The following is a 21578-nucleotide window of genomic DNA, read 5'->3' on the forward strand; positions in this document are numbered from 1 at the left end:
TTTTTTATTTAATACGTTATAAGGTAGAAACCAACAAAAAAAGACCGCTTAAATTAGCGATCTTTTGTCTGTTTTTGTATTAAATTAATCTAGATTTAAGCTACTTAACAAGCTTATATTATTTTCTAAATATTTGTATTGATACAATGTATTATCACCAACCATTAATAGGTTATCCTCTCTAGGAATAACATCAAAAGTTACAATATCTTTAAAATGATTAATTTCTTTTAGGTTGTTTACATCTGTTTTATCATAAACTTTTAAACCAGATTCTCCATCGCATATAAAAAGAGTATTACCTTTTATTCCCAACCCATAAGGGCCATCTAAAGGATATTGTTTAGCCAATACTGGATCTGCAATAGTACTTATATCTACTATATACAAACCACTTTCTGTTGCCCCACAGGTATTGCCTCCACGTAAAGTTACGTATGCATAATCTCCGTCTACAACAACAGGATCACAAGCTGTACCGTGCTGAAACTCTGACACAAATGTTGGCGTTTCCGGATTTGTTATATCATATATATACATACCACTTTTGCTCCCTAAAAATAAATGATTATCTCTATTAAAAATAGTTTCTATATCAAAACCAGCATATACATCTTCTAAATCTACAGGGTTTTCTAAATTTTTAATATTAAACACATTTATATTGTGGTTATCTACTGCGTACAAATAATCCTCTACAATTTTAAAACGCGCTAAAGAGCCACCTTGACCAACACTACGGTCACCTGTTGCATTGTTTACTGCTACATCTTCAAACATTAATTGCACCTCTTCTTTTAACCTACGTTCTGTAACTACTTGCCAACCAACTAAAACCTCGTCATCTGTAGTTGCATTATCCCACTCATAAATATCGGCTAGAGGCCAAATAATATTTTCTTTAAGTACATTTTTTAATCTATTTACCAGTTTAATATTATCTTTATTAGCAATATTAAAAACCAATAAATCTCCAAGACTGTCTGCGTACAAGTAGTTGTCTTTTACAGAAATATCTACATTACCCGCAATTTTAATAAACGCAATTTTTATTGGACTTTCTGGATTTTTATTATCAATAACGTGTACACCTTTATATTTATCATTTATAAAAATGTAATTGTTATATGCATATATTTTACCAGATTCTTCAATAGGTTTTGGCGCAATAATATCTCCACTATTCTCAAACTCAGACAAGCTAATTTTTAATGGTTTTGCCACTAAAAAATCTGCATACTTATCACTATTTTCATCATCTGTACAGCTAAAAAGTGTAGCTATAAGTACCAGCAATAAACTAAAGTGTTTTTTCATTTTCATATCTTTTTGGTTGTTACAAAATAGATACACAAAAAACACAAAGGTTGCGTAGGTTACTCAAAATCAGGTGCAAGCGCTTTTAATCTATCTTCTGTTTCATCTGCAAAACCAACTCCATTTTTATAAGCGTAGTAAATAGGAATTCTTGCTAGCATTGCCGTAAACAAAACTCCTACTACGCATAGTATTACACCAAGTTGTGCTATTAACCCCATTACAAAGGTAACTCCAAAAAGTACCAACCAATTTTTATTACCTAAAGCAAAACTAGCCTTTACTATTTCTAGGGCAGACAATTCTTCTTCAAAAGCTAAAAACACAGGAAGTAAAGCCAATGGCACACCTAAATAAATTAAACCTACACCACAAGCAAGCATACCTACTATAGCTAAACCAATAGTTATTGAAGCCAAAATAAAAGCTTTTACCATATATTGTTTTTTAAAGTAGTAAAAATGACCATCTGTGTTTAGTTTTGCATCTTTAGCCCTGCATATTCTATAGAAACCAGCCATTAATAACAGGTTTGCAGCAAAAATACACATCATTATAATTGGCATTATAACCATTGAAAACAAAGTATAAATAATAGGTGGGTCTTGTCTTTCAAATGCTTCTGCATTAAAAATACCAAGTGCTATTAAAGGCGTGTACATAACTAAAACAAGCAATAATGTTAACAATGCACTAAACAGCACCGTAACAAACCCTGGCAACCAAACCACTTTAAACAATTCTATACTTTTATTAAAAATATCACCAAAATCTAATGCTGGTTTTGTAATTATTTTCCCTTCTACGTTGTAAAAATTCATCTCTATAATTTGTTTAAAAAAAGCAAAAATAAACTTAACTGGGATTTTACTACTAAAAAACTATTAAATTTAACTGTCAAATTGTCACATTTTTATATTTAGTACTATCTTTGTGCTTTTACAAGCTAGTAGTAGAATTAGATATGGCAGAAGAGAAAGTAATAGACGAAACAATACAAGGTAATTCTTTAACACTAAAGAACAAAAAAGACAATAAACGTAAACTATACATAGAAAGTTATGGTTGCGCTATGAATTTTTCTGACAGTGAAATTGTTGCTTCTATTTTATCAGAAGAGGGTTTTAACACTACAAAGGTTTTAGAAGATGCAGACCTTGTTTTAGTAAACACTTGCTCTATTAGAGAAAAAGCAGAACTTACTATACGCAAAAGGTTAGAGAAATTTAACGCTGTTAAAAGAACCAAACCACACTTAAAAGTAGGTGTTTTAGGCTGTATGGCAGAGCGTTTAAAAAGTCAGTTTTTAGAAGAAGAAAAAATTGTAGATATGGTTGTAGGCCCAGATGCTTACAAAGACTTACCTAACTTAATTAAAGAGGTAGATGAAGGCCGTAATGCTATAAACGTAATTTTATCTAAAGAAGAGACTTATGGTGATGTTGCCCCTGTACGTTTAAACACAAACGGAATTTCTGCTTACGTATCTATTACTCGCGGTTGTGATAATATGTGTACGTTTTGTGTTGTTCCTTTTACACGTGGTAGAGAACGTAGTAGAGAGCCACAATCTATTTTAGAAGAAGTAAATGATCTTTGGAACAGAGGTTACAAAGAAATTACACTTTTAGGGCAAAACGTAGACAGCTACCTTTGGTATGGTGGCGGTTTAAAAAAAGATTTTAACCAAGCTACAGAAATGCAAAAAGCTACGGCTGTTAACTTTGCTAATTTATTAGAGATGACAGCAATTGCACAACCCAAAATGAGAATTCGTTTTTCTACATCTAACCCACAAGATTTAACGTTAGACGTGGTTAAAACAATGGCCAAATATGATAACATTTGCAAACACATACATTTACCAGTACAAAGCGGAAGCGATAGAATTTTAAAAGCTATGAACCGCTTACACACAAGAGAAGAATATTTTACATTAATAGATAATATTAGACAAATTATTCCTGATTGTGCTATTTCACAAGATATGATTGCCGGCTTCCCAACAGAAACGGAAGAAGACCATAAAGACACACTTTCCTTATTAGAATACGTAAAGTACGATTTTGGCTATATGTATTCTTATTCTGAAAGACCAGGTACAATGGCTGCACGTAAACTAGAAGATGATGTACCTGAAGCAGACAAAAAAAGAAGATTAGCAGAAATTATAGCATTACAAAGACAACACTCTGGCTACAGACTACAACAACGTTTAGGTAAAATTGATGAAGTTTTAATTGAAGGAGAATCTAAAAGATCTACAGAACATTGGATGGGCAGAAACTCACAAAATGCTGTTGTTGTATTCCCTAAAGAAGAAGGTAGCCAAGTTGGAGAATTTGTACAAGTAAAAATTGAAGATTGCACAACAGGAACCCTTTTAGGTAGTATTGTAAAAAAATAAATATAATGGAATCTGTACAAGCAATAAAACAACGATTTGAGATCATTGGAAACGATGTACAACTTAATAGAGCTATAGAAAAAGCGATACAAGTTGCACCTACAGATATTTCTGTATTAGTTACTGGTGAAAGTGGTGTTGGTAAAGAGTCTATTCCTAAAATAATACACTCATTATCTCACAGAAAACACGCAAAATATATTGCTGTAAACTGTGGTGCAATTCCAGAGGGCACAATAGACAGTGAACTTTTTGGCCATGAAAAAGGAGCCTTTACAGGTGCTACAACTACCCGTAAAGGATATTTTGAAGTTGCAGATGGCGGAACCATTTTTTTAGATGAAGTTGGAGAGTTGCCCTTAACAACACAAGTACGTTTGCTACGTGTATTAGAAAACGGGGAATTTTTAAAAGTTGGCTCTTCACAAACACAAAAAACCAATGTGCGTATTGTTGCTGCTACAAACGTAAATATGTTTGAGGCTATTAAAAAAAATAGATTTAGAGAAGATTTATATTACAGATTAAGCACCGTAGAAATAAACCTTCCTCCTTTACGAGAACGCTTAGAAGATATTCATTTACTTTTTAGAAAATTTGCATCAGATTTTAGTCAAAAATACAAAATGCCAACTATTCGCTTGTCTGATGATGCTGTGCAAATATTACAAAAATACCGTTGGGCTGGTAACATTAGGCAATTACGTAATGTTGCAGAACAAATTTCAGTTTTAGAGTCAGAACGTCATATTTCTGCCACTACGCTACACTCTTACTTACCAAATGGTGGTAATACCAACCTACCTGCAGTTGTAAATCAAGAAAAAAAAGAGAGCGATTTTAGCAATGAAAGAGAAATTTTATACAAAGTTCTTTTTGATATGAAAGCAGACCTTAACGATCTAAAAAAGCTAACACTGGAGTTAATGAAAAATAACGATAGTGAAAAGGTTCAAGAAGAAAACGAACATTTAATTCAGAAAATATACGGCAATCACGATGATGATGATTTTGAAGAGGCAGACAGCACTCCTTCAGAAATATTACATCTACCAAATCCTTCAAGAGAAAGAGAAGAAGTTATTTCACCAGTAATACCACAGGATGACAAATACCACTTTGCAGAAGAAATAGAAGAGGAAGAAACGCTATCTTTACAAGACAAAGAAATAGAGCTTATTAAAAAGTCTTTAGAAAGAAACAGAGGAAAAAGAAAAGCCGCAGCTGCAGAATTAGGTATTTCTGAGCGTACTTTATATAGAAAAATAAAACAGTTTGATTTATAATTTGATGAAGAACATAAAAAACATACTTGCTGTACTCCTAATAATTAGCACTGTACAAGCTTGCGGACTAAAAAGTGTTGGCTATAATTTTACTGGAGGTAGCACTGGAGACGCAAAATCTTTTCAGGTAAACTTTTTTCAAAATTATGCTTCACAAAGCCCAGGGTCTACAGTAGAACCAGGTTTAGATAGAGACTTTACAAATGCCTTACAAGATTTATTAGGAAGTCAAACTAGTCTTAGTCTAACTCCATCTAACGGAGATTTAGTGTACGAAGGTGAAATTGTAGAATACCGCATTTCTCCTATGACAGCTACAGCGGCACAAACTGCTGCACAAAACAGGCTAACAATGACGGTTAATGTACGTTTTTACAATAAAACAAAAGAAGATTCAGATTTTGAACAGCGTTTTTCATTCTTCTATGATTATGATGCTAACTCTTTATTAGCTTCTGTAAAATCTGAAGCGCACGCAGAATTATTTGAGCGTATTACACAAGATATTTTTAGCAAATCATTAGCAGACTGGTAGTTTTATGAAAGTAACAGATTTTACACATTTATTACAAAAGCCAGAAAGTATTAGCTCTGTAGCGCAAATTAACCAGCTAGAAGAAATTATTACAGACTACCCTTATTTTCAGGCAGCACACGCAATACACTTAAAAGGCTTAAAAAACACCAATAGTTTTAAGTATAACAAAGCACTAAAAGTTACTGCTGCACATACTGCTAATAGAGATGTCTTATTCGATTTTATTACTTCTCCAGAATTTTTAAACAATACAACCACTATAAAGGAGATTAGAGAAAATGCTAATCTAAAAAAATTAAATGTAGTTTCTGAAGAAGTTGCCTCGCCACCAAATATGTTAGAAGAAAGTGAAGACAAACCTTTACCACAAAACATAGACGATGCAGAAAAAATTTTAGACGACACTCTTTTTGAAACCAAAGAGGTAATTAAAGAAGAAGTTGTTGAAACTGAAAAAGAATTAGAAATTTCTAATGAGACCCAAGAGTTAGAAATTAAAACCCAAGAAGAAGCGTTAAAAAACAATGCAGAAGAAACTAGAGAGGTTATTCCAACAGAAAAACTTGGAGAAGAAAAAACTGAAGCTGAAAAATTAAATATTGGAGAACCTTTACACTTTACAAAAAAAGAAAAATACTCTTTTGCTCAATGGTTAGAGCTTACAAACCCTAAGGTTAATAAAGAAACAACCGAAACTACTAAAGAAGAAAACACCCAAGAAGAGGAAACTAAAACAACTTTAGAAAACAAAAAGCCTAAGCAAAAAAAAAATAAAAAATTTGATTTAATAGATAAGTTTATAAAAACCAATCCTAAAATTACACCTACAAAAAACATAGAAACCAAAGTAGATATTTCTAGCTCTGTAAAACTTAATAAAGATGAGTTAATGACCGAGACTCTTGCAAAGGTATATTTAGAGCAAAAAAAATACAAAAAGGCAATTCAAGCTTATAAGATTTTAAGTTTGAAATATCCAGAAAAAAGTAGTTTCTTTGCAAACCGAATAAAATCGGTAGAAAAAATTCAAAAAGAAAACATATAACAGATGAGTACGTTTACAATATTTTTAGTTCTTATTATTATAGTATCACTTTTACTAATGTTGGTAATTATGGTACAAAACCCAAAAGGTGGTGGTTTATCTTCTTCTTTTGGTGGTGGTGGCAACCAAGTAGTTGGTGGTGTTAAAAAGACTGGGGATTTTTTAGATAAAAGTACTTGGACTTTAGCTGCACTATTAGTTATACTAATTTTAATGTCTAACGTTGCATTACCAGGCAAAGGAAGCAACTCTGATTCTAAATTATTACAAGAAAAAAATACAGAAGCTCCTGCTACTACAAATACAGCTGCTCCTTCAAGTACAGACACTAACTTAATGGACAGCATTAAGTAAAAACGTACCTTTTAAAATATATCAAAAATGCCAGCTTATGACAAGCTGGCATTTTTTGTTTTACAACTTGTCAGTTTTACGCTATGGCACAATTTCTGCCTATGTAACACCAGAAAAATTAATATTAAAAATCATAAAATATGGCTAAAGTTAACATTAAACCATTGGCAGATAGAGTGCTAATTGAACCGATGGCAGCAGAAACTAAAACAGCTTCTGGATTAATAATTCCAGACACTGCTAAAGAAAAACCTCAACAAGGTAAAGTAGTTGCTGTTGGCCCAGGAACTAAAGATGAAAAAATAACTGTAAAAATTGGTGACACTGTACTTTACGGTAAATATGCCGGTACAGAGTTAAAGTTAGAAGGTTCTGACTATTTAATGATGAGAGAAAGCGACATTTTAGCTATTATCTAAAACAGCTATTTGCTAATAGCCTATGGCTTTTAGCTCTAAATTAATAATCAAACTTATGTCTTTAGTTAAAACTAAAGACTAAACTTAAAAAACACATAAATAAAGATGGCAAAAGATATTAAATTTGACATTGAAGCTAGAGACGGCCTTAAAAGAGGTGTAGACGCTTTAGCAAACGCAGTAAAAGTAACATTAGGCCCTAAAGGAAGAAACGTAATTATTAGCAAGTCTTTTGGAGCTCCAACAGTAACTAAAGATGGTGTATCTGTAGCTAAAGAAATAGAGCTTGCAGATCCTTTAGAAAATATGGGAGCACAAATGGTTAAAGAAGTTGCTTCTAAAACTAATGATTTAGCTGGTGACGGTACTACAACCGCTACAGTTTTAGCACAATCTATAGTAAAAGAAGGTCTTAAAAACGTTGCAGCAGGTGCAAACCCAATGGATTTAAAAAGAGGTATAGACAAAGCTGTTGAAGCTATTGTAGAAGACCTGGCTAAACAATCTAAAAAAGTTGGTGATTCATCTGATAAAATTAAACAAGTTGCATCTATCTCTGCAAATAACGACGAAACTATTGGCGAACTAATTGCACAAGCTTTTGGTAAAGTTGGTAAAGAAGGTGTTATTACTGTAGAAGAAGCTAAAGGAACAGATACTTATGTAGATGTTGTAGAAGGTATGCAGTTTGACAGAGGTTACCTTTCTCCTTATTTTGTAACAGATTCTGAAAAGATGGTTGCCGAGTTAGAAAACCCATACATTTTATTGTTTGATAAGAAAATATCTGCAATGAAAGATCTTTTACCTGTATTAGAACCAGTAGCTCAATCTGGTAAACCTTTATTAATTATTTCTGAAGATGTAGATGGTGAAGCTTTAGCTACTTTAGTAGTTAACAAGTTACGTGGATCTTTAAAAATTGCTGCTGTAAAAGCTCCTGGATTTGGAGACAGACGTAAAGCAATGTTAGAAGATATTGCCATTTTAACTGGCGGTACTGTTATATCTGAAGAAAGAGGTTTTTCTTTAGAAAGCGCTACTTTAGATATGCTTGGTACTTGTGAAAAAGTATCTATAGACAAAGATAACACTACAATAGTAAATGGTTCTGGTGATGCAGCTACCATTGACACAAGAGTTAACCAAATTAAATCTCAGATAGAAACTACTACATCTGACTACGATAAAGAAAAATTACAAGAGCGTTTAGCTAAATTAGCTGGCGGTGTTGCCGTACTTTATGTTGGTGCTGCTTCTGAGGTAGAAATGAAAGAGAAGAAAGACAGAGTTGATGATGCATTACACGCTACAAGAGCTGCCGTAGAAGAAGGTATTGTTGCTGGTGGTGGTGTTGCTTTAGTTAGAGCTAAAGCTGTTTTATCTAAAATAAAAGCAGAAAACGCAGACGAAGAAACTGGTTTACAAATTGTTGCTAGAGCTATTGAAGCTCCATTGCGTACAATTGTAGAAAATGCTGGTGGAGAAGGTTCTGTTGTTGTTGCTAAAGTTATTGAAGGTAAAGGAGATTTTGGTTATGATGCTAAATCTGAAACTTATACAGATATGCTTAAAGCTGGTATTATAGATCCTAAAAAAGTAACTAGAGTTGCATTAGAAAACGCTGCTTCTGTTTCTGGTATGATCTTAACTACTGAGTGTGCTTTAACAGATATTAAAGAAGATACACCAGCTGCTGCTGCACCTCCAATGGGTGGCGGTATGCCAGGTATGATGTAATCTTTAAAATATAAGAATACTAAAAAACGCTCCAATTTTCATTGGAGCGTTTTATTTTTATAGTTATTATAACACTATTCTTTATGGTCTTCTTGCACATCTATATCTCTATAAAAACAACATGCATGCAAACTATTGTAAACCTCATCTGGAGCTTTTAAGTTTTTAGTATCATGACCTACAGCCGCAACACTACTCTCTATAGCGTCTAAATTTGTTTTTCGCTCATCAAAAATAACTTTAAGCTCATGTGTTTTTACATTCCAAATAGCGCTTTTTACTCCTTTAGTTTTTATACAAGCTTTTTCTATACGATCTTTACACATTTGGCAAACCCCGTCTACCTCTAAACTTGCTTTTGCATTTTTGTTTTGCCCAAAAGAAACATAAGCAAACAACATCATTACTATTACAGCTATTTTTCTCATAATTTTTATATTTTATTTTTTAAACTTATTTATTTTAAATCGCAACCCTGCGTAGTACATACTTCCAAAAACTGGTCCGTATACAAAAGTAGTATCAAAATTAGAGCCAAAAGGGTCATCTGCTCCTACAATTGGCATATCTTGCCTAACATTAGTTATATTTTCACCGCCTACATACACCTCAAACTTAGGAGAAAACACTTTAGTAATTTGCGCATTTACAGTTGCTACATTTGGCGTGTAACTTGGCAACCTATATGCTTCAGGGTTAGTTTCTGTAGAAGAAAAACGTTGTGTACCTAACCAATTAAAGGTAGCATCAAACTTCCATTTTTTAATAAAACCGTGACCTTTTGTTTGGTATGATGCATTTGCAAAAAACCTATGTTTAGGCGTTAAAGACCTTTCTAGCTTTGCAGATTTGTATTGCGTTTTAATATCATATAATTTATAAGCCACACGCAAATCAAAATTACCAAACACATTATAGTTTAACTCTGTCTGAAAACTATTTGCATAACTATCTCCTTCTAAATTATAAAAACTAACCTCTTGCGGGTTTTCCCAATCTACAACTATCTGATTCTCAAAATCTGTTCTGTAAAAGTCTACAGAGATATCACCTTTTTTATCAAATAAATTAAAACCTTGTAAATAAGACACGCCATAATTCCAAGCAATTTCTGGATCTAAACCGTAAATATTACCGCCATCATCATCAATATTTATAACTCTACCACTTGCAAACATACGTTGGTTTTCTGCAAAAATATTAGCTGTACGTTTACCTCTACCAAATGAAGCTCTAAGAGCAGATTTCTCCCATGGAGAATAACGCAAATGAAACCTAGGAGTTACAAAAAAGCCAAGTCTATTATGGTTGTCTACACGTACACCTGCTGTAATATTTAACTTCTCTAAATTATCATAACCATACTCAAAATAACCTCCTATAGAGTTATCTATACGCGCATAATTATCTGTAAGTACTAACTCATCATACTTATCATACGTAAAATTAATTCCGGTTTTAACCTTATGTCTAGAGTCTCCTATTATAGAGTTGTAATTAATGTTTGAGTATACACTGCTATGCTCTATATCATATACATTTAAGCCAAAATATGAATCTTGCTTATGGTTGCTTACTGCAAACTGTGCACCTAAAACCTGCCAAGGCAATTCTGGATTAACATAACCAAACTTAGCAGAAAAATCTATACGCTCTGTATTAATTTCACTGCCCCAAGCATTGGTTGTTAATTTATCTGTATCTGGATCAAAATTTAACTGCCCAGTTTGTTTATCATCATTTAGATACCTAATATTAAAAAAGGATCCAATTCCTTTTTCCATATCTATATACTGCCACCTGTTCATGATATTAATTTGGTTGTATATTGGCATATCCATAAAGCCATCATTATTAACATCATGCTTTTTATTATGCTTATTACCGTGTATATACAAGCCTGTACTCCATTTGTCACTTACCTTAGTATTAAAATGGGTATTTAGCTCTAAACGCTCACTACTTGCTGCATATAAATTCACAAATAAAGCATCATCTGAAATAGGTTTTTTAAGCTCTGCATTTATTTGCCCCGCTATACTCTCGTAGCCATTTATTACGCTTCCCATACCTTTGGTAATTTGTATGCTCTCTACCCAAGTACCAGGTATAAAACTTAACCCATACGCTTGTGATGCACCACGTACAGATGGTATGTTCTCTGTAGCTATTAAAATATAAGGACTTGTTAAGCCTAACATTTTTATTTGCCTTGTTCCAGACACAGCATCTGCAAAGTTAACATCTATAGATGGGTTGGTTTCAAAACTTTCAGACAAATTACAACAAGCAGCTTTAAGCAACTCATCACTACTTACAACCATTGTATTTTCTGCTTTTAAATACAGTTTGGTTGTAGCTTCTTTTTTTGCAGTAATTGTAACCTCATCTAAAGTACTTGTAGATTGTAAATTATGGGTAATTTTCCCTGGTTTAGTTATGGTAAGTGTATCAGTTTTAAACCCAACATAACTTATTATTAATTTAGAATATTCTTTTTTGTAAGGCACAGAAAACGTACCATCTAAATCTGTTATAACACCCACCTTAGTATTATGCCAGTACACATTTGCACCTGCTAAGGGCAGAATTTGCCCATTAGCCGTTTCTTCATTTATTACACCACTAACCTTGTCCTGAGCGCACATAAATAAGGGAAATAAAAGAAAAGTAAATAGTATTTTTTGCATTTTTAAAATCAATTTTTAAAACTTGAAATATATTTTTTAAAAGTTTACATAACATAAACTTTTGCAACACTATGCCACTTGTGTGCATTGTGTTGTAAAATCACAATCAATTATTTAAAAAAATCAAATTATAAAAACCTGATGGGATACTTGTAAGTTTTGCACCAGAAGTGGTGGCGCATATTTTTTTTCGCTAGTTTTTTGCTTTAAAACATATAAATCACTAGCAGTTAAGCTTAAAATTGAAGTAACAACATATTGCGTAATTACTTTTTCTTTTTGGTCTGATGCTACTGTTAATCTATCCTGACCTTTTACAGCTTCTAGAATACCTTTACAACAATTGTCTTCTGAAGTGTTAGACGTTTGCACAAAAGCGCTTTCTCCGCAGCCAAAATCTTCTGGATATACAGAAACTGAAACTAACTCTCCACAACAAAAATGTTTTTCTACAGCAAAAGAAACTGTAGAAAGCAGCACTAACAATGCAAGTGCAATAGTTGTTATTTTATGTAGTAGTTGTTTCATTATAAGCACAAAAGTAAATAAAAAACTCTTATTTACACAGATTTGGTTGCCAAACCAACGTTAAATGTGGTAGGCTCTTCTAGTTTTGTTATTTAACAATTGGTTTTATTCAAAAAAATAATAATGTAGAATTAAAAATTAAGGCATATTTTTGCATAAAATTTTTAGTTTACAAAAATGTTACAAGATCTAAAATCATCAGTTTTAAACATCATAGAAGAAAACAAAGGCAATAGAGACCAAAGTCTTTTAGCAATTTGCGAATTATTAGAAGAAAACGTGCCTTACTATAATTGGGTTGGTTTTTATTTTAAAAATGGTGATAAAAATGAATTAAAATTAGGTCCTTATGTAGGTGAACCTACAGATCATGTAATTATACCGTTTGGCAAAGGCATATGTGGACAAGTTGCAGTGTCTAATGAAAATTTTGTTGTACCAGATGTACAAGCACAAGACAATTACATTGCTTGCAGCATAACTGTAAAAGCAGAAATAGTAATTCCTATTTTTGTAAACGGAGAAAACATTGGGCAAATAGACATAGACTCTAACACTCCTGACCCTTTTTCTAAAGAAGATGAAGACTTTTTAGAGTTTGTATGTGCAGAAGTTGCTAAAATTCTTTAAAACTTTGTGTTTTTGTTAATAAACCATTGCTGTTCTTAATCGCAAAAAAATTACTTTTGTGTCCTTATTCAATCTTTTAACAATAAGCACATAAAATGAGTACCACAAAAAAAGCTACATCAGCATTAATTTCTGTTTTTCACAAAGACGGTTTAGAACCTTTAGTAAAAAAGTTTAACGAACTTGGAATAACAATTTACTCTACTGGAGGCACAGAAAAATTTATTAAAGAATTAGGAATTGATGTTATACCTGTAGAAGATGTAACTAGCTACCCATCTATTTTAGGAGGACGTGTAAAAACCTTACACCCTAAAGTTTTTGGTGGTATTTTAAACAGACAAGAAAACGAGAACGACCAAGCACAGTTAGCTGAGTTTGATATTCCTCAGTTAGATATTGTAATTGTAGACTTATACCCTTTTGAAAAAACAGTTGCAAGTGGCGCTCCAGAACAAGATATTATTGAAAAAATTGATATAGGTGGTATTTCTTTAATTAGAGCCGCTGCCAAAAATTTTAAAGATGTACTTTGTGTTTCTTCTATGGAAGATTACAGTGAAGTTTTAGATATTATTACTGCCGGTAATGGCACAACAACTATAGAAGATCGTAAGCGTTTTGCTGCTAAATCTTTTAATGTATCTTCTCATTACGATACTGCCATTTTTAACTACTTTAATAAAGAAAAAGAAGAAACTGTTTTAAAAATTAGCGAAACTAATGGTAAAGTTTTACGCTACGGAGAAAACCCACACCAAAAAGGATTCTTCTTTGGAGATTTTGAAGCAATGTTTAACAAATTACACGGCAAAGAATTAAGTTACAACAACTTGTTAGATGTAGATGCTGCGGTGAATTTAATGGGGGAATTTAAAAATGATGAACCTACGTTTGCTATTTTAAAGCACAACAACGCTTGTGGTTTAGCTTCTAGAGAAACACTACACCAAGCTTATGTAGATGCCCTAGCTGGTGATCCTGTTTCTGCTTTTGGCGGTGTATTAATTGCAAACAAAGAAATAGACCTTGCAACAGCAGAAGAAATACACAAATTATTTTGTGAGGTTGTTATAGCTCCTAGCTATGCAGCAGATGCTTTAGAAGTATTAAAAGGTAAAAAGAACAGAATTATTTTAGTGCAGAATGATGTAGCCTTACCAGAAACATTGGTAAGAACTTGTTTAAATGGTGTACTAGTACAAGATAAAGACCATAAAACAGATACTGTTGCAGATTTACAAAATGCTACAGACACAAAACCTACAGCAGAAGAAATTGAAGATTTAATATTTGCCTCTAAATTATGCAAACACACAAAATCTAACACAATTGTACTTGCTAAAGGAAAACAATTATGTGCTAGCGGAACAGGACAAACCTCTAGAGTAGATGCTTTAAACCAAGCTATACATAAAGCTAAGTCTTTTAATTTTGATTTAAACGGAGCGGTAATGGCTAGTGATGCTTTTTTCCCATTCCCAGACTGTGTAGAAATAGCAGGTACTAATGGCATTACAAGTGTAATACAACCTGGCGGATCTATAAAAGACCAATTAAGCATAGATTATTGCAACGAAAACAAAATTTCTATGGTAATGACTGGCACACGTCATTTTAAACATTAATTTTGTTACATTCGTCGATTAAACTTACTTTTAGTCCAGAAACCAATTTATAATACATGGGATTTTTTGATTTTTTTACAGAAGAGATAGCTATAGATCTTGGAACAGCCAATACGCTAATAATACATTTAGACAAAGTTGTTGTAGATAGCCCTTCTATTGTTGCTAGAGATAGAATTAGCGGAAAAATAATTGCAGTTGGTAAAGATGCCAATATGATGCAAGGTAAAACCCATGAAAATATAAAAACAATTAGACCTCTTAAAGATGGTGTAATTGCAGATTTTGATGCATCTGAAAAGATGATAAATATGTTTATTAAAAACATACCTGCATTAAAAAAGAAATGGTTTCCGCCTGCATTGCGTATGGTTGTTTGTATTCCTTCTGGTATTACAGAAGTAGAAATGCGAGCAGTAAAAGAATCTTGTGAACGTGTAAACGGTAAAGAGGTTTATTTAATTCATGAACCTATGGCAGCAGCTATTGGTATTGGTTTAGATATTATGCAACCTAAAGGTAACATGATTGTAGATATAGGTGGTGGTACTACAGAAATTGCTGTTATTGCATTAGGTGGTATTGTTTGTGATAAGTCTGTGAAAATTGCAGGTGATGTATTTACAAATGATATTATATACTATATGCGTACACAACATAACCTTTATGTAGGTGAAAGTACTGCCGAAAATATAAAAATAACAATAGGTTCTGCTACAGAAGATTTACAAGAACCACCAGAAGAAATGTCTGTACAAGGTAGAGATTTACTAACAGGTAAGCCTAAGCAAGTATCTATCTCATACAGAGAAATAGCTAAGGCTTTAGACAAGTCTATCTTAAGAATTGAAGATGCTGTGATGGAAACTTTATCTCAAACTCCACCAGAATTAGCTGCAGACATCTATAACACAGGTATTTACCTTGCAGGTGGAGGATCTATGCTAAGAGGATTAGACCGTAGGTTATCCCAAAAGACAGATTTACCCGTATATATAGCAGAAGATCCTTTACGCGCAGTTGTTAGAGGAACAGGTATTGCTCTTAAAAACTTAGAACGTTATAAAAATATCCTAATTAAATAATTAGTTAGGATGTTTTTATGACATAAGTATAGGCTTAAGTTTATACCGCCAAATATGTAAAATGAATGCAACAAATTATCAACTTTTTAATAAGAAACAAAAACGGGCTACTGTATGTTTTTTTATTACTAATTGCGTTGGGATTTACGGTACAAGCAAACTCTTATCATCAATCTAAATTTTTAAATTCTTCCAGTTGGCTTACTGGTAATATTTACCAAACATCTACCAATATATCTACCTATTTTTCATTACAAAATGAAAATAATATACTGGTAGAAGAAAACAAAAGGCTACGCAACTTACTTTTTAATAAAAACATTGTTGCTCCAGATAGTATTAAAACAGACTCCTCTTCTACCTACAACATAGTAACTGCCAACGTTATTAAAAATAGTTATTCACTATCTAAAAATTACATTACTATTAACGCTGGTAAAAATCAAAACGTAAAAGAAGATATGGGTGTTATAACGTCTAATGGTATTTTAGGCATTATAGATCATACATCTAACAATTTCTCACTAGTACAAAGTATACTAAATACAAAGTCTACAATTAATGCCAAACTTAAAAACGAAGAATATTTTGGTTCTTTAGTATGGGATACCAAAGATTTTAACACTGCACAGCTAACAGATATTCCTAGGCTAGTTAAATTAAACATAGGAGATACTATAGTTACTGGTGCAAGTTCTAGTATTTTCCCAAAAGATATTCCTATTGGTGTTATAAAAGATTACAGTTTAAAAAAATCTGAAAATGTATACCACATTAACATTAGTCTTTTTCAGGATATGGCTAACATTAAAAATGTATACATTATTAAAAACAAAGATATTGCAGAGATTAAAGAATTAGAAAAGAAAATTAAATAATGCTAAATAATAAAATTACAATACATATTATTAGGTTTTTCTTTCTTGTTCTTGCACAAGTATTAATTTTTAATAATATCAACTTTTTAGGTTTTGTAAACCCTATGGTTTATGTGTTATTTTTTTATTGGTATCCTGTAAAAGAAAATAAATCTATTTTGCTTATTGTTAGTTTTTTCTTTGGATTAACAATAGATTTTTTCTCAGACACAATGGCAATACATACAGCTGCATGCTTAACAATTGCATATCTAAGGTCTGGCATTATGCGCTTTTGTTTTGGCGTAAACTATGATTTTCAAAACTTTAAAATGACCTCTACAACAACATTACAACAGGTTACTTTTTTAGCTTTATTAATTTTATTTCATCATTTAATTTTCTTTTCGCTAGAAATTTTTAGTTTCAGTAATTTGTTGCTAATTTTAAAGAAAGTTTTAATTGTTGGTAGTGCAACCTTACTTCTTTGCCTATTAATAAAATCATTGTTTAGTACCCAGAAAAAATGAAAAAATTCCTACTTTCATCTTTCATCATCTTAATAGGACTATCCTTTTTAGGAAGGTTATCCTATTTACAAATTTTTAGCTTTTCTCCTAATCAAATATTAGAAGACCCTGCAATAAAAACTTTGTATGATTTTCCTGAACGCGGTTACATTTATGACCGTAACGGAAAATTGCTTGTGGCTAACCAAGCTGCTTATGATGTTATGGTTATACCAAGAGAGGTTAAACCGTTAGACACTCTGGAGTTTTGTAATTTAATTGGCATTGATAAAAGTACATTTATAAAGAACCTTAAAAATGCACGCAAACATTCCCCTAGGTTGCCATACGTAATGGTTTCACAATTATCTAAAGAAGATTATGCCAAGCTACAAGAAAAAATGCGAAAGTATGAAGGGTTTTATATTCAAAAACGTTCTCAGCGTTATTATGATACCAAAAGTGCTGCAAATGCTTTAGGATATATTAGCCAAGTAACACCTGGCGACTTAAAAAAGTTTCCATATTACAGTCAGGGTGAATTAAAAGGAAAAACCGGAGTAGAAAAACAATATGAAGATATATTACGAGGAAGAAAGGGCGTAAAATATATACAAAAAGATAGATTTAACAGAGATATTGGCCCTTATAAAAACGGCGCACTAGATACTTTACCAGAGCCTGGCAAAGAAATACAATTAACCATAGATAAGGAACTGCAAGAATACGGAGAAAAATTAATGGTTGGTAAACATGGAGGTATAGTAGCGCTAGATCCTAATTCTGGTGAAATATTATCATTAATTTCTGGCCCCACTTATGACCCAGCCTTATTGGTAGGCAGAAAACGTTCTGCCAATTACAGCAAACTGTATTATGATAGTATTGCCAAACCAACTTGGGATAGAAGTTTACTTGCCCAAGAATCTCCAGGTTCTCCTTTTAAAGTAATTAACGCACTTGTAGCTTTACAAGAAGATGTTATGACACCAGAAGATAAAATACGTTGCTATAATGGTTTTTACGTTGGAAAAAACAGAACCAAAAGAGGATGCCATTGCGGTGGAGGTCTAAGAGATATGTATAGCGGAATTTACAAATCATGTAACGCTTATTTTGCTGGGACTTTTAAACAAATTTTTGACAAGTTTGAAACTACAGATGAAGCTATGGATGTGTGGCAAAAACACGTTAAAAGTTTTGGACTTGGAGAATATTTAGGAACCGATTTACCTACTGGAAGCAGAGGACGAATTCCTGGGAAAGAATATTATGATAGGGTTTATGGAGATAATAGATGGACGTGGTCTTATATTGTTTCTATATCATTTGGACAGGGTGAAGTTGCTGTTACACCTATACAATTAGCTAATATGACCGCTGCTATTGCTAACAAAGGTTATTACTATACCCCACATATTTTAAAAAAGGTAGAAGGCAAACCAATTACAGACCCAAAATACACCCAAAGAAAATATACTACTATAGATAAAGAAAATTTTGAGCCAGTTATTAAAGGTATGGAAGCTGTGTACAAAACCCCAGGTGGTACTGCACATTGGCTACAAGTTCCTGGTATTAACATTGCCGGAAAAACTGGTACTGTAGAAAACTTTACCAGAATTAATGGCGTTAGAACACAACTTACAGACCACTCTATTTTTGTTGCTTTTGCTCCTGTAGAAAACCCAAAAATTGCTTTAGCTATTTTTATAGAGCACGGTTATTTTGGAGGAAGATATGCCGGACATATAGCTTCGTTAATGATTGAAAAATATTTAAAAGGAGAAATTACTCGTAAAGACTTAGAAAAGAAAATGCTTGAAAAAACTTTAGAAAAAGAATATGCAAAGCCATATAGCGGCGAGCCTTTTCCTATTAACGAAAGAGTTTGGTAACTTTTTAAAAAGCAAAAAAACAAGAAAACTCCTTTATGTCTGGAAACACTTTTTTAAAAAGAATAGATTGGCTTAGTATCTTTATTTACTTAGCGCTAACCATTATTGGTTGGGTAAGCATATATTCTAGTACATTTTCAGAGAGTAACCCATCTATATTAGATTTTGGAACCTTTTACGGTAAACAGGCTTTTTTTATTGGAGTTAGTATATTAACTGTGGTTTTTATTTTTGCTACAGAGGCTAATCTTTTTGAACGGTTTTCTGGCATTATTTACGCATGTAGCATTGTTTTACTAGTTGGGTTATTTCCGTTTGGTAAAACTATTGCCGGAGCAACATCATGGTATAATTTAGGTTTTTTTAATTTACAACCATCAGAAATAGCAAAGGTTGCCACAACACTTGCTTTAGCTAAATACTTAAGTGATATACAAACAGACCTTAAAAAACAAAAAGATAAGTTGTATGCTTTTGGTATTTTAATAATACCTGCAATATTAATTGTACTACAACCAGATCCTGGTAGTGGCGTTGTATTTTTAGCCTTAACATTTGTTTTGTTTAGAGAAGGTTTGCCGTTGTACTACTTAGCTATTGGTTTAGTAATGCTTCTTATTTTTGTAGCTACGCTTAAATTTGGCACTATTTGGGTAGTTATAGCTGTTAGTATTTTAATTGCTTTATTTTATTTAACAAAAAAAGAAAGAGTAAAAATATCTCCATTACCAATTATACTGTTCTTTATAGCATCTGTAACCATTTCTTTATCTGTAAGGTTTGTTTTTGATTCGGTTTTAAAACAACATCATAGAGACAGATTTAATCTTTGGTTGCGTCTAGAAAAAGATCCAAAAAAATTAGAAGACATTAGAAAAACCATAGGTTATAACACATACCAGTCTGAAAAAGCAATTGAATCTGGTGGTTTTACTGGAAAAGGTTTTTTACAAGGAACAAGAACAAAGGGTGACTTTGTACCAGAACAACATTCAGATTACATTTTTACAACTGTAGGAGAAGAATGGGGCTTTTTAGGAACCGCCACTGTTGTTTTATTATTTTCTGTATTACTACTACGACTGGTATACATAGCAGAGCGCCAAAAAAATGCCTTTAGTAGAATATATGGCTACGGTGTAATATCTATTTTATTTATACATTATTTAATAAACATAGGAATGGTTATTGGCTTAGTACCCACAATTGGTATTCCGTTACCATTTATGAGTTACGGAGGCTCTGGCTTACTTGGTTTTACATTGTTGCTTTTTATCTTTTTAAAGTTAGATGCAAACCGTTTAAAAGAATGGGGCTAAAGAGCCCAATTTGTAACATTTACTTTAGCCTCTAGCTTATCTTGAGTCTGTTTTGGTAATGCTTCAAAAAAATCTATCCCAGTTTCTTTTTCTATCTTATCAACAGAAACCACAAAAGAACTCAGCTCTTTTTTACTCTCTTTATGCGGAAACAAAAAAGCTATTACATTTAAGTTATCTCCTTTTCCTTTAGCTACAATTTTGTAAAAGTAATTTGGAACAGCTACATCTTCATCTCCTATCTCATCCATATGCCCTTTTAAAACACCTCCTGTTACAACATACAGCTCTTTATCTCTCTTTACCCATTGTCTTACTTTTTTCTCTAAACGATTCCATACACCAGCATTAAAATCGTTTTTTTGAGGGGTTATATTACTTGTGTAAAATGTTTCATTATACGCTTGTAATGCAAACCTACGATCACCGGCAGGACAAAGATGCCCCCTATCATAACCAGAGCGTTTATAATTACGCCAATCTGCAGATTTTGTTTTAACTTTTGGGTCTTCAATAAAATAAGGTCTTTTTCTATCCTCATAGGTTAAATGTTGTTTGTTTAACAGATAAGCAACCCACTCTGCTTGCTCATATTTTTCATTATATGACAAGGTAAAATAATTGTGTTTAACAACAACTCCTGTAGTAGATGATGGTTGCAAATAGTTCTCTAATTTAACTTGCTTATTATCTTTTACTACACTGGCATCTGTATAAGTATCTGGCGTATAAAAATTATTAAACAGCCAAAAACCTACTGTACAAATTACCATTAAAATTAAGTATGTTGTTTTTTTAGTCATTTTTAAAATTCTAATTATTTACATCCAATTTAAATAAAAAATAAAGCTTCCAGATAAAAAATCTGAAAGCTTTACTATTGTTGTTTATATAAAATAGCTACTCTTTAATAGCTGCTGTATATCCGTTAGAATCTTCTAAGGTTGTATAACCTGCTACTTTTACAATTTTAAAAACATCATTAGATCTCCCCTCTACATACTCTACAGTATACTTTTCTCCGCTTTGTGACCAAGTAAATGTTGTGCTAGATTTTAAGTCTCCGTTTGTGAACTTTTTAAAAGTCCCCATTTTATCTGAGTCAAATTTCCATTCATCTTTAGAACTTTGTTCTTCTTGCCCCTCAAAAGAAACAGAAAAATCACTTGACCAAGTACCAACTATGGCAGAAGATTCATTTTTAGAACAACTTGTTGTTAATACAACGGCAAATAAAATAAGTAATAGTTTTTTCAAAATAAATTATGGTTTAGGTTAATTATACTTTTTTAACGTGTTTATTTTTACAATAGTATAATGCATAAAAA

The 21578-nt window shown here is 32.3% G+C and carries 21 protein-coding genes; 14 read left to right on the forward strand and 7 right to left on the reverse strand.

Annotation, left to right across the window (positions count from 1 at the left end; genetic code table 11):
- Positions 1 to 84: 84 nt before the first annotated feature.
- Together CELLY_RS03840 and CELLY_RS03845 are read right to left on the reverse strand one after the other, a co-directional pair.
- The gene (locus CELLY_RS03840; protein WP_013620342.1) at positions 85 to 1317 is read right to left on the reverse strand and encodes an LVIVD repeat-containing protein; all 1233 of its coding nucleotides are present in this window, start codon (positions 1315 to 1317) and stop codon (positions 85 to 87) included.
- Positions 1318 to 1376: 59 nt separating this feature from the next.
- The gene (locus CELLY_RS03845) at positions 1377 to 2138 is read right to left on the reverse strand and encodes a hypothetical protein (protein ID WP_013620343.1); all 762 of its coding nucleotides are present in this window, start codon (positions 2136 to 2138) and stop codon (positions 1377 to 1379) included.
- Positions 2139 to 2281: 143 nt separating this feature from the next.
- On the opposite strand from CELLY_RS03845, the gene miaB reads away from it, so the two are divergent.
- From miaB to groL, 7 genes are all read left to right on the forward strand, one after another.
- On the forward strand, positions 2282 to 3724 hold the full coding sequence (gene miaB / locus CELLY_RS03850) for a tRNA (N6-isopentenyl adenosine(37)-C2)-methylthiotransferase MiaB (RefSeq protein WP_013620344.1): 1443 nt from the start codon (positions 2282 to 2284) through the stop codon (positions 3722 to 3724).
- A gap of 5 nt (positions 3725 to 3729) precedes the next feature.
- Positions 3730 to 5010, forward strand: a complete 1281-nt coding sequence (locus CELLY_RS03855; RefSeq protein WP_013620345.1) for a sigma-54 interaction domain-containing protein — start codon at positions 3730 to 3732, stop codon at positions 5008 to 5010.
- 4 nt (positions 5011 to 5014) lie between these two features.
- Positions 5015 to 5545: an LptE family protein gene (locus CELLY_RS03860; protein ID WP_013620346.1), complete on the forward strand. Its 531-nt coding sequence runs from the start codon at positions 5015 to 5017 to the stop codon at positions 5543 to 5545.
- A 4-nt stretch (positions 5546 to 5549) separates the two neighbouring features.
- Positions 5550 to 6593 carry a hypothetical protein gene (locus CELLY_RS03865; RefSeq protein WP_013620347.1) on the forward strand — a complete coding sequence of 348 codons (1044 nt, stop codon included), beginning with the start codon at positions 5550 to 5552 and terminating at the stop codon, positions 6591 to 6593.
- 3 nt (positions 6594 to 6596) lie between these two features.
- Positions 6597 to 6947, forward strand: coding sequence for a preprotein translocase subunit SecG (gene secG, locus CELLY_RS03870; protein WP_013620348.1), 351 nt, complete (start codon positions 6597 to 6599; stop codon positions 6945 to 6947).
- A 140-nt stretch (positions 6948 to 7087) separates the two neighbouring features.
- Positions 7088 to 7366: a co-chaperone GroES gene (locus tag CELLY_RS03875; RefSeq protein ID WP_013620349.1), complete on the forward strand. Its 279-nt coding sequence runs from the start codon at positions 7088 to 7090 to the stop codon at positions 7364 to 7366.
- A 105-nt stretch (positions 7367 to 7471) separates the two neighbouring features.
- Complete coding sequence (gene groL / locus CELLY_RS03880; RefSeq protein ID WP_013620350.1) at positions 7472 to 9106, forward strand: chaperonin GroEL; 1635 nt, start codon at positions 7472 to 7474, stop codon at positions 9104 to 9106.
- A gap of 74 nt (positions 9107 to 9180) precedes the next feature.
- On the opposite strand, the gene CELLY_RS16965 is transcribed toward groL, so the two are convergent.
- The 3 genes from CELLY_RS16965 to CELLY_RS03895 form a co-directional block, all read right to left on the reverse strand.
- A complete protein-coding gene (locus CELLY_RS16965; protein ID WP_013620351.1) occupies positions 9181 to 9534 on the reverse strand; it encodes a heavy-metal-associated domain-containing protein in 354 nt (117 codons plus the stop codon).
- A 12-nt stretch (positions 9535 to 9546) separates the two neighbouring features.
- Positions 9547 to 11796 carry a TonB-dependent receptor gene (locus tag CELLY_RS03890; RefSeq protein WP_013620352.1) on the reverse strand — a complete coding sequence of 750 codons (2250 nt, stop codon included), beginning with the start codon at positions 11794 to 11796 and terminating at the stop codon, positions 9547 to 9549.
- Positions 11797 to 11919: 123 nt separating this feature from the next.
- Entirely contained in the window at positions 11920 to 12324 is a 405-nt protein-coding gene (locus tag CELLY_RS03895; protein WP_013620353.1) for an HYC_CC_PP family protein, read from the reverse strand.
- A gap of 177 nt (positions 12325 to 12501) precedes the next feature.
- Between CELLY_RS03895 and CELLY_RS03900 the strand changes: the two genes are divergently transcribed.
- From CELLY_RS03900 to rodA, 7 genes are all read left to right on the forward strand, one after another.
- On the forward strand, positions 12502 to 12954 hold the full coding sequence (locus CELLY_RS03900) for a GAF domain-containing protein (protein WP_013620354.1): 453 nt from the start codon (positions 12502 to 12504) through the stop codon (positions 12952 to 12954).
- Positions 12955 to 13049: 95 nt separating this feature from the next.
- Entirely contained in the window at positions 13050 to 14582 is a 1533-nt protein-coding gene (gene purH / locus CELLY_RS03905) for a bifunctional phosphoribosylaminoimidazolecarboxamide formyltransferase/IMP cyclohydrolase (RefSeq protein ID WP_013620355.1), read from the forward strand.
- A 56-nt stretch (positions 14583 to 14638) separates the two neighbouring features.
- Complete coding sequence (locus CELLY_RS03910) at positions 14639 to 15667, forward strand: rod shape-determining protein (RefSeq protein WP_013620356.1); 1029 nt, start codon at positions 14639 to 14641, stop codon at positions 15665 to 15667.
- 65 nt (positions 15668 to 15732) lie between these two features.
- Positions 15733 to 16545 (forward strand): rod shape-determining protein MreC, encoded by an 813-nt coding sequence (gene mreC / locus CELLY_RS03915; RefSeq protein WP_013620357.1) that lies wholly within the window; start codon positions 15733 to 15735, stop codon positions 16543 to 16545.
- Positions 16545 to 17054 (forward strand): rod shape-determining protein MreD, encoded by a 510-nt coding sequence (gene mreD / locus CELLY_RS03920; RefSeq protein WP_013620358.1) that lies wholly within the window; start codon positions 16545 to 16547, stop codon positions 17052 to 17054. Before mreC ends, mreD begins: the two co-directional genes overlap by 1 nt.
- On the forward strand, positions 17051 to 18931 hold the full coding sequence (locus CELLY_RS03925) for a peptidoglycan D,D-transpeptidase FtsI family protein (protein ID WP_013620359.1): 1881 nt from the start codon (positions 17051 to 17053) through the stop codon (positions 18929 to 18931). Before mreD ends, CELLY_RS03925 begins: the two co-directional genes overlap by 4 nt.
- Before the next feature lie 35 nt (positions 18932 to 18966).
- Positions 18967 to 20250, forward strand: coding sequence for a rod shape-determining protein RodA (gene rodA / locus CELLY_RS03930; protein WP_013620360.1), 1284 nt, complete (start codon positions 18967 to 18969; stop codon positions 20248 to 20250).
- On the opposite strand, the gene CELLY_RS03935 is transcribed toward rodA, so the two are convergent.
- Positions 20247 to 21053 (reverse strand): DNA/RNA non-specific endonuclease, encoded by an 807-nt coding sequence (locus CELLY_RS03935; RefSeq protein WP_013620361.1) that lies wholly within the window; start codon positions 21051 to 21053, stop codon positions 20247 to 20249. The two genes, rodA and CELLY_RS03935, sit on opposite strands and share 4 nt — an antisense overlap.
- A gap of 97 nt (positions 21054 to 21150) precedes the next feature.
- Complete coding sequence (locus CELLY_RS03940) at positions 21151 to 21507, reverse strand: lipocalin family protein (protein WP_013620362.1); 357 nt, start codon at positions 21505 to 21507, stop codon at positions 21151 to 21153.
- Positions 21508 to 21578 lie beyond the last annotated feature (71 nt).

The sequence above is a fragment of the Cellulophaga lytica DSM 7489 genome (genome assembly GCF_000190595.1).
GTDB classification, from domain to species: Bacteria; Bacteroidota; Bacteroidia; order Flavobacteriales; family Flavobacteriaceae; genus Cellulophaga; species Cellulophaga lytica.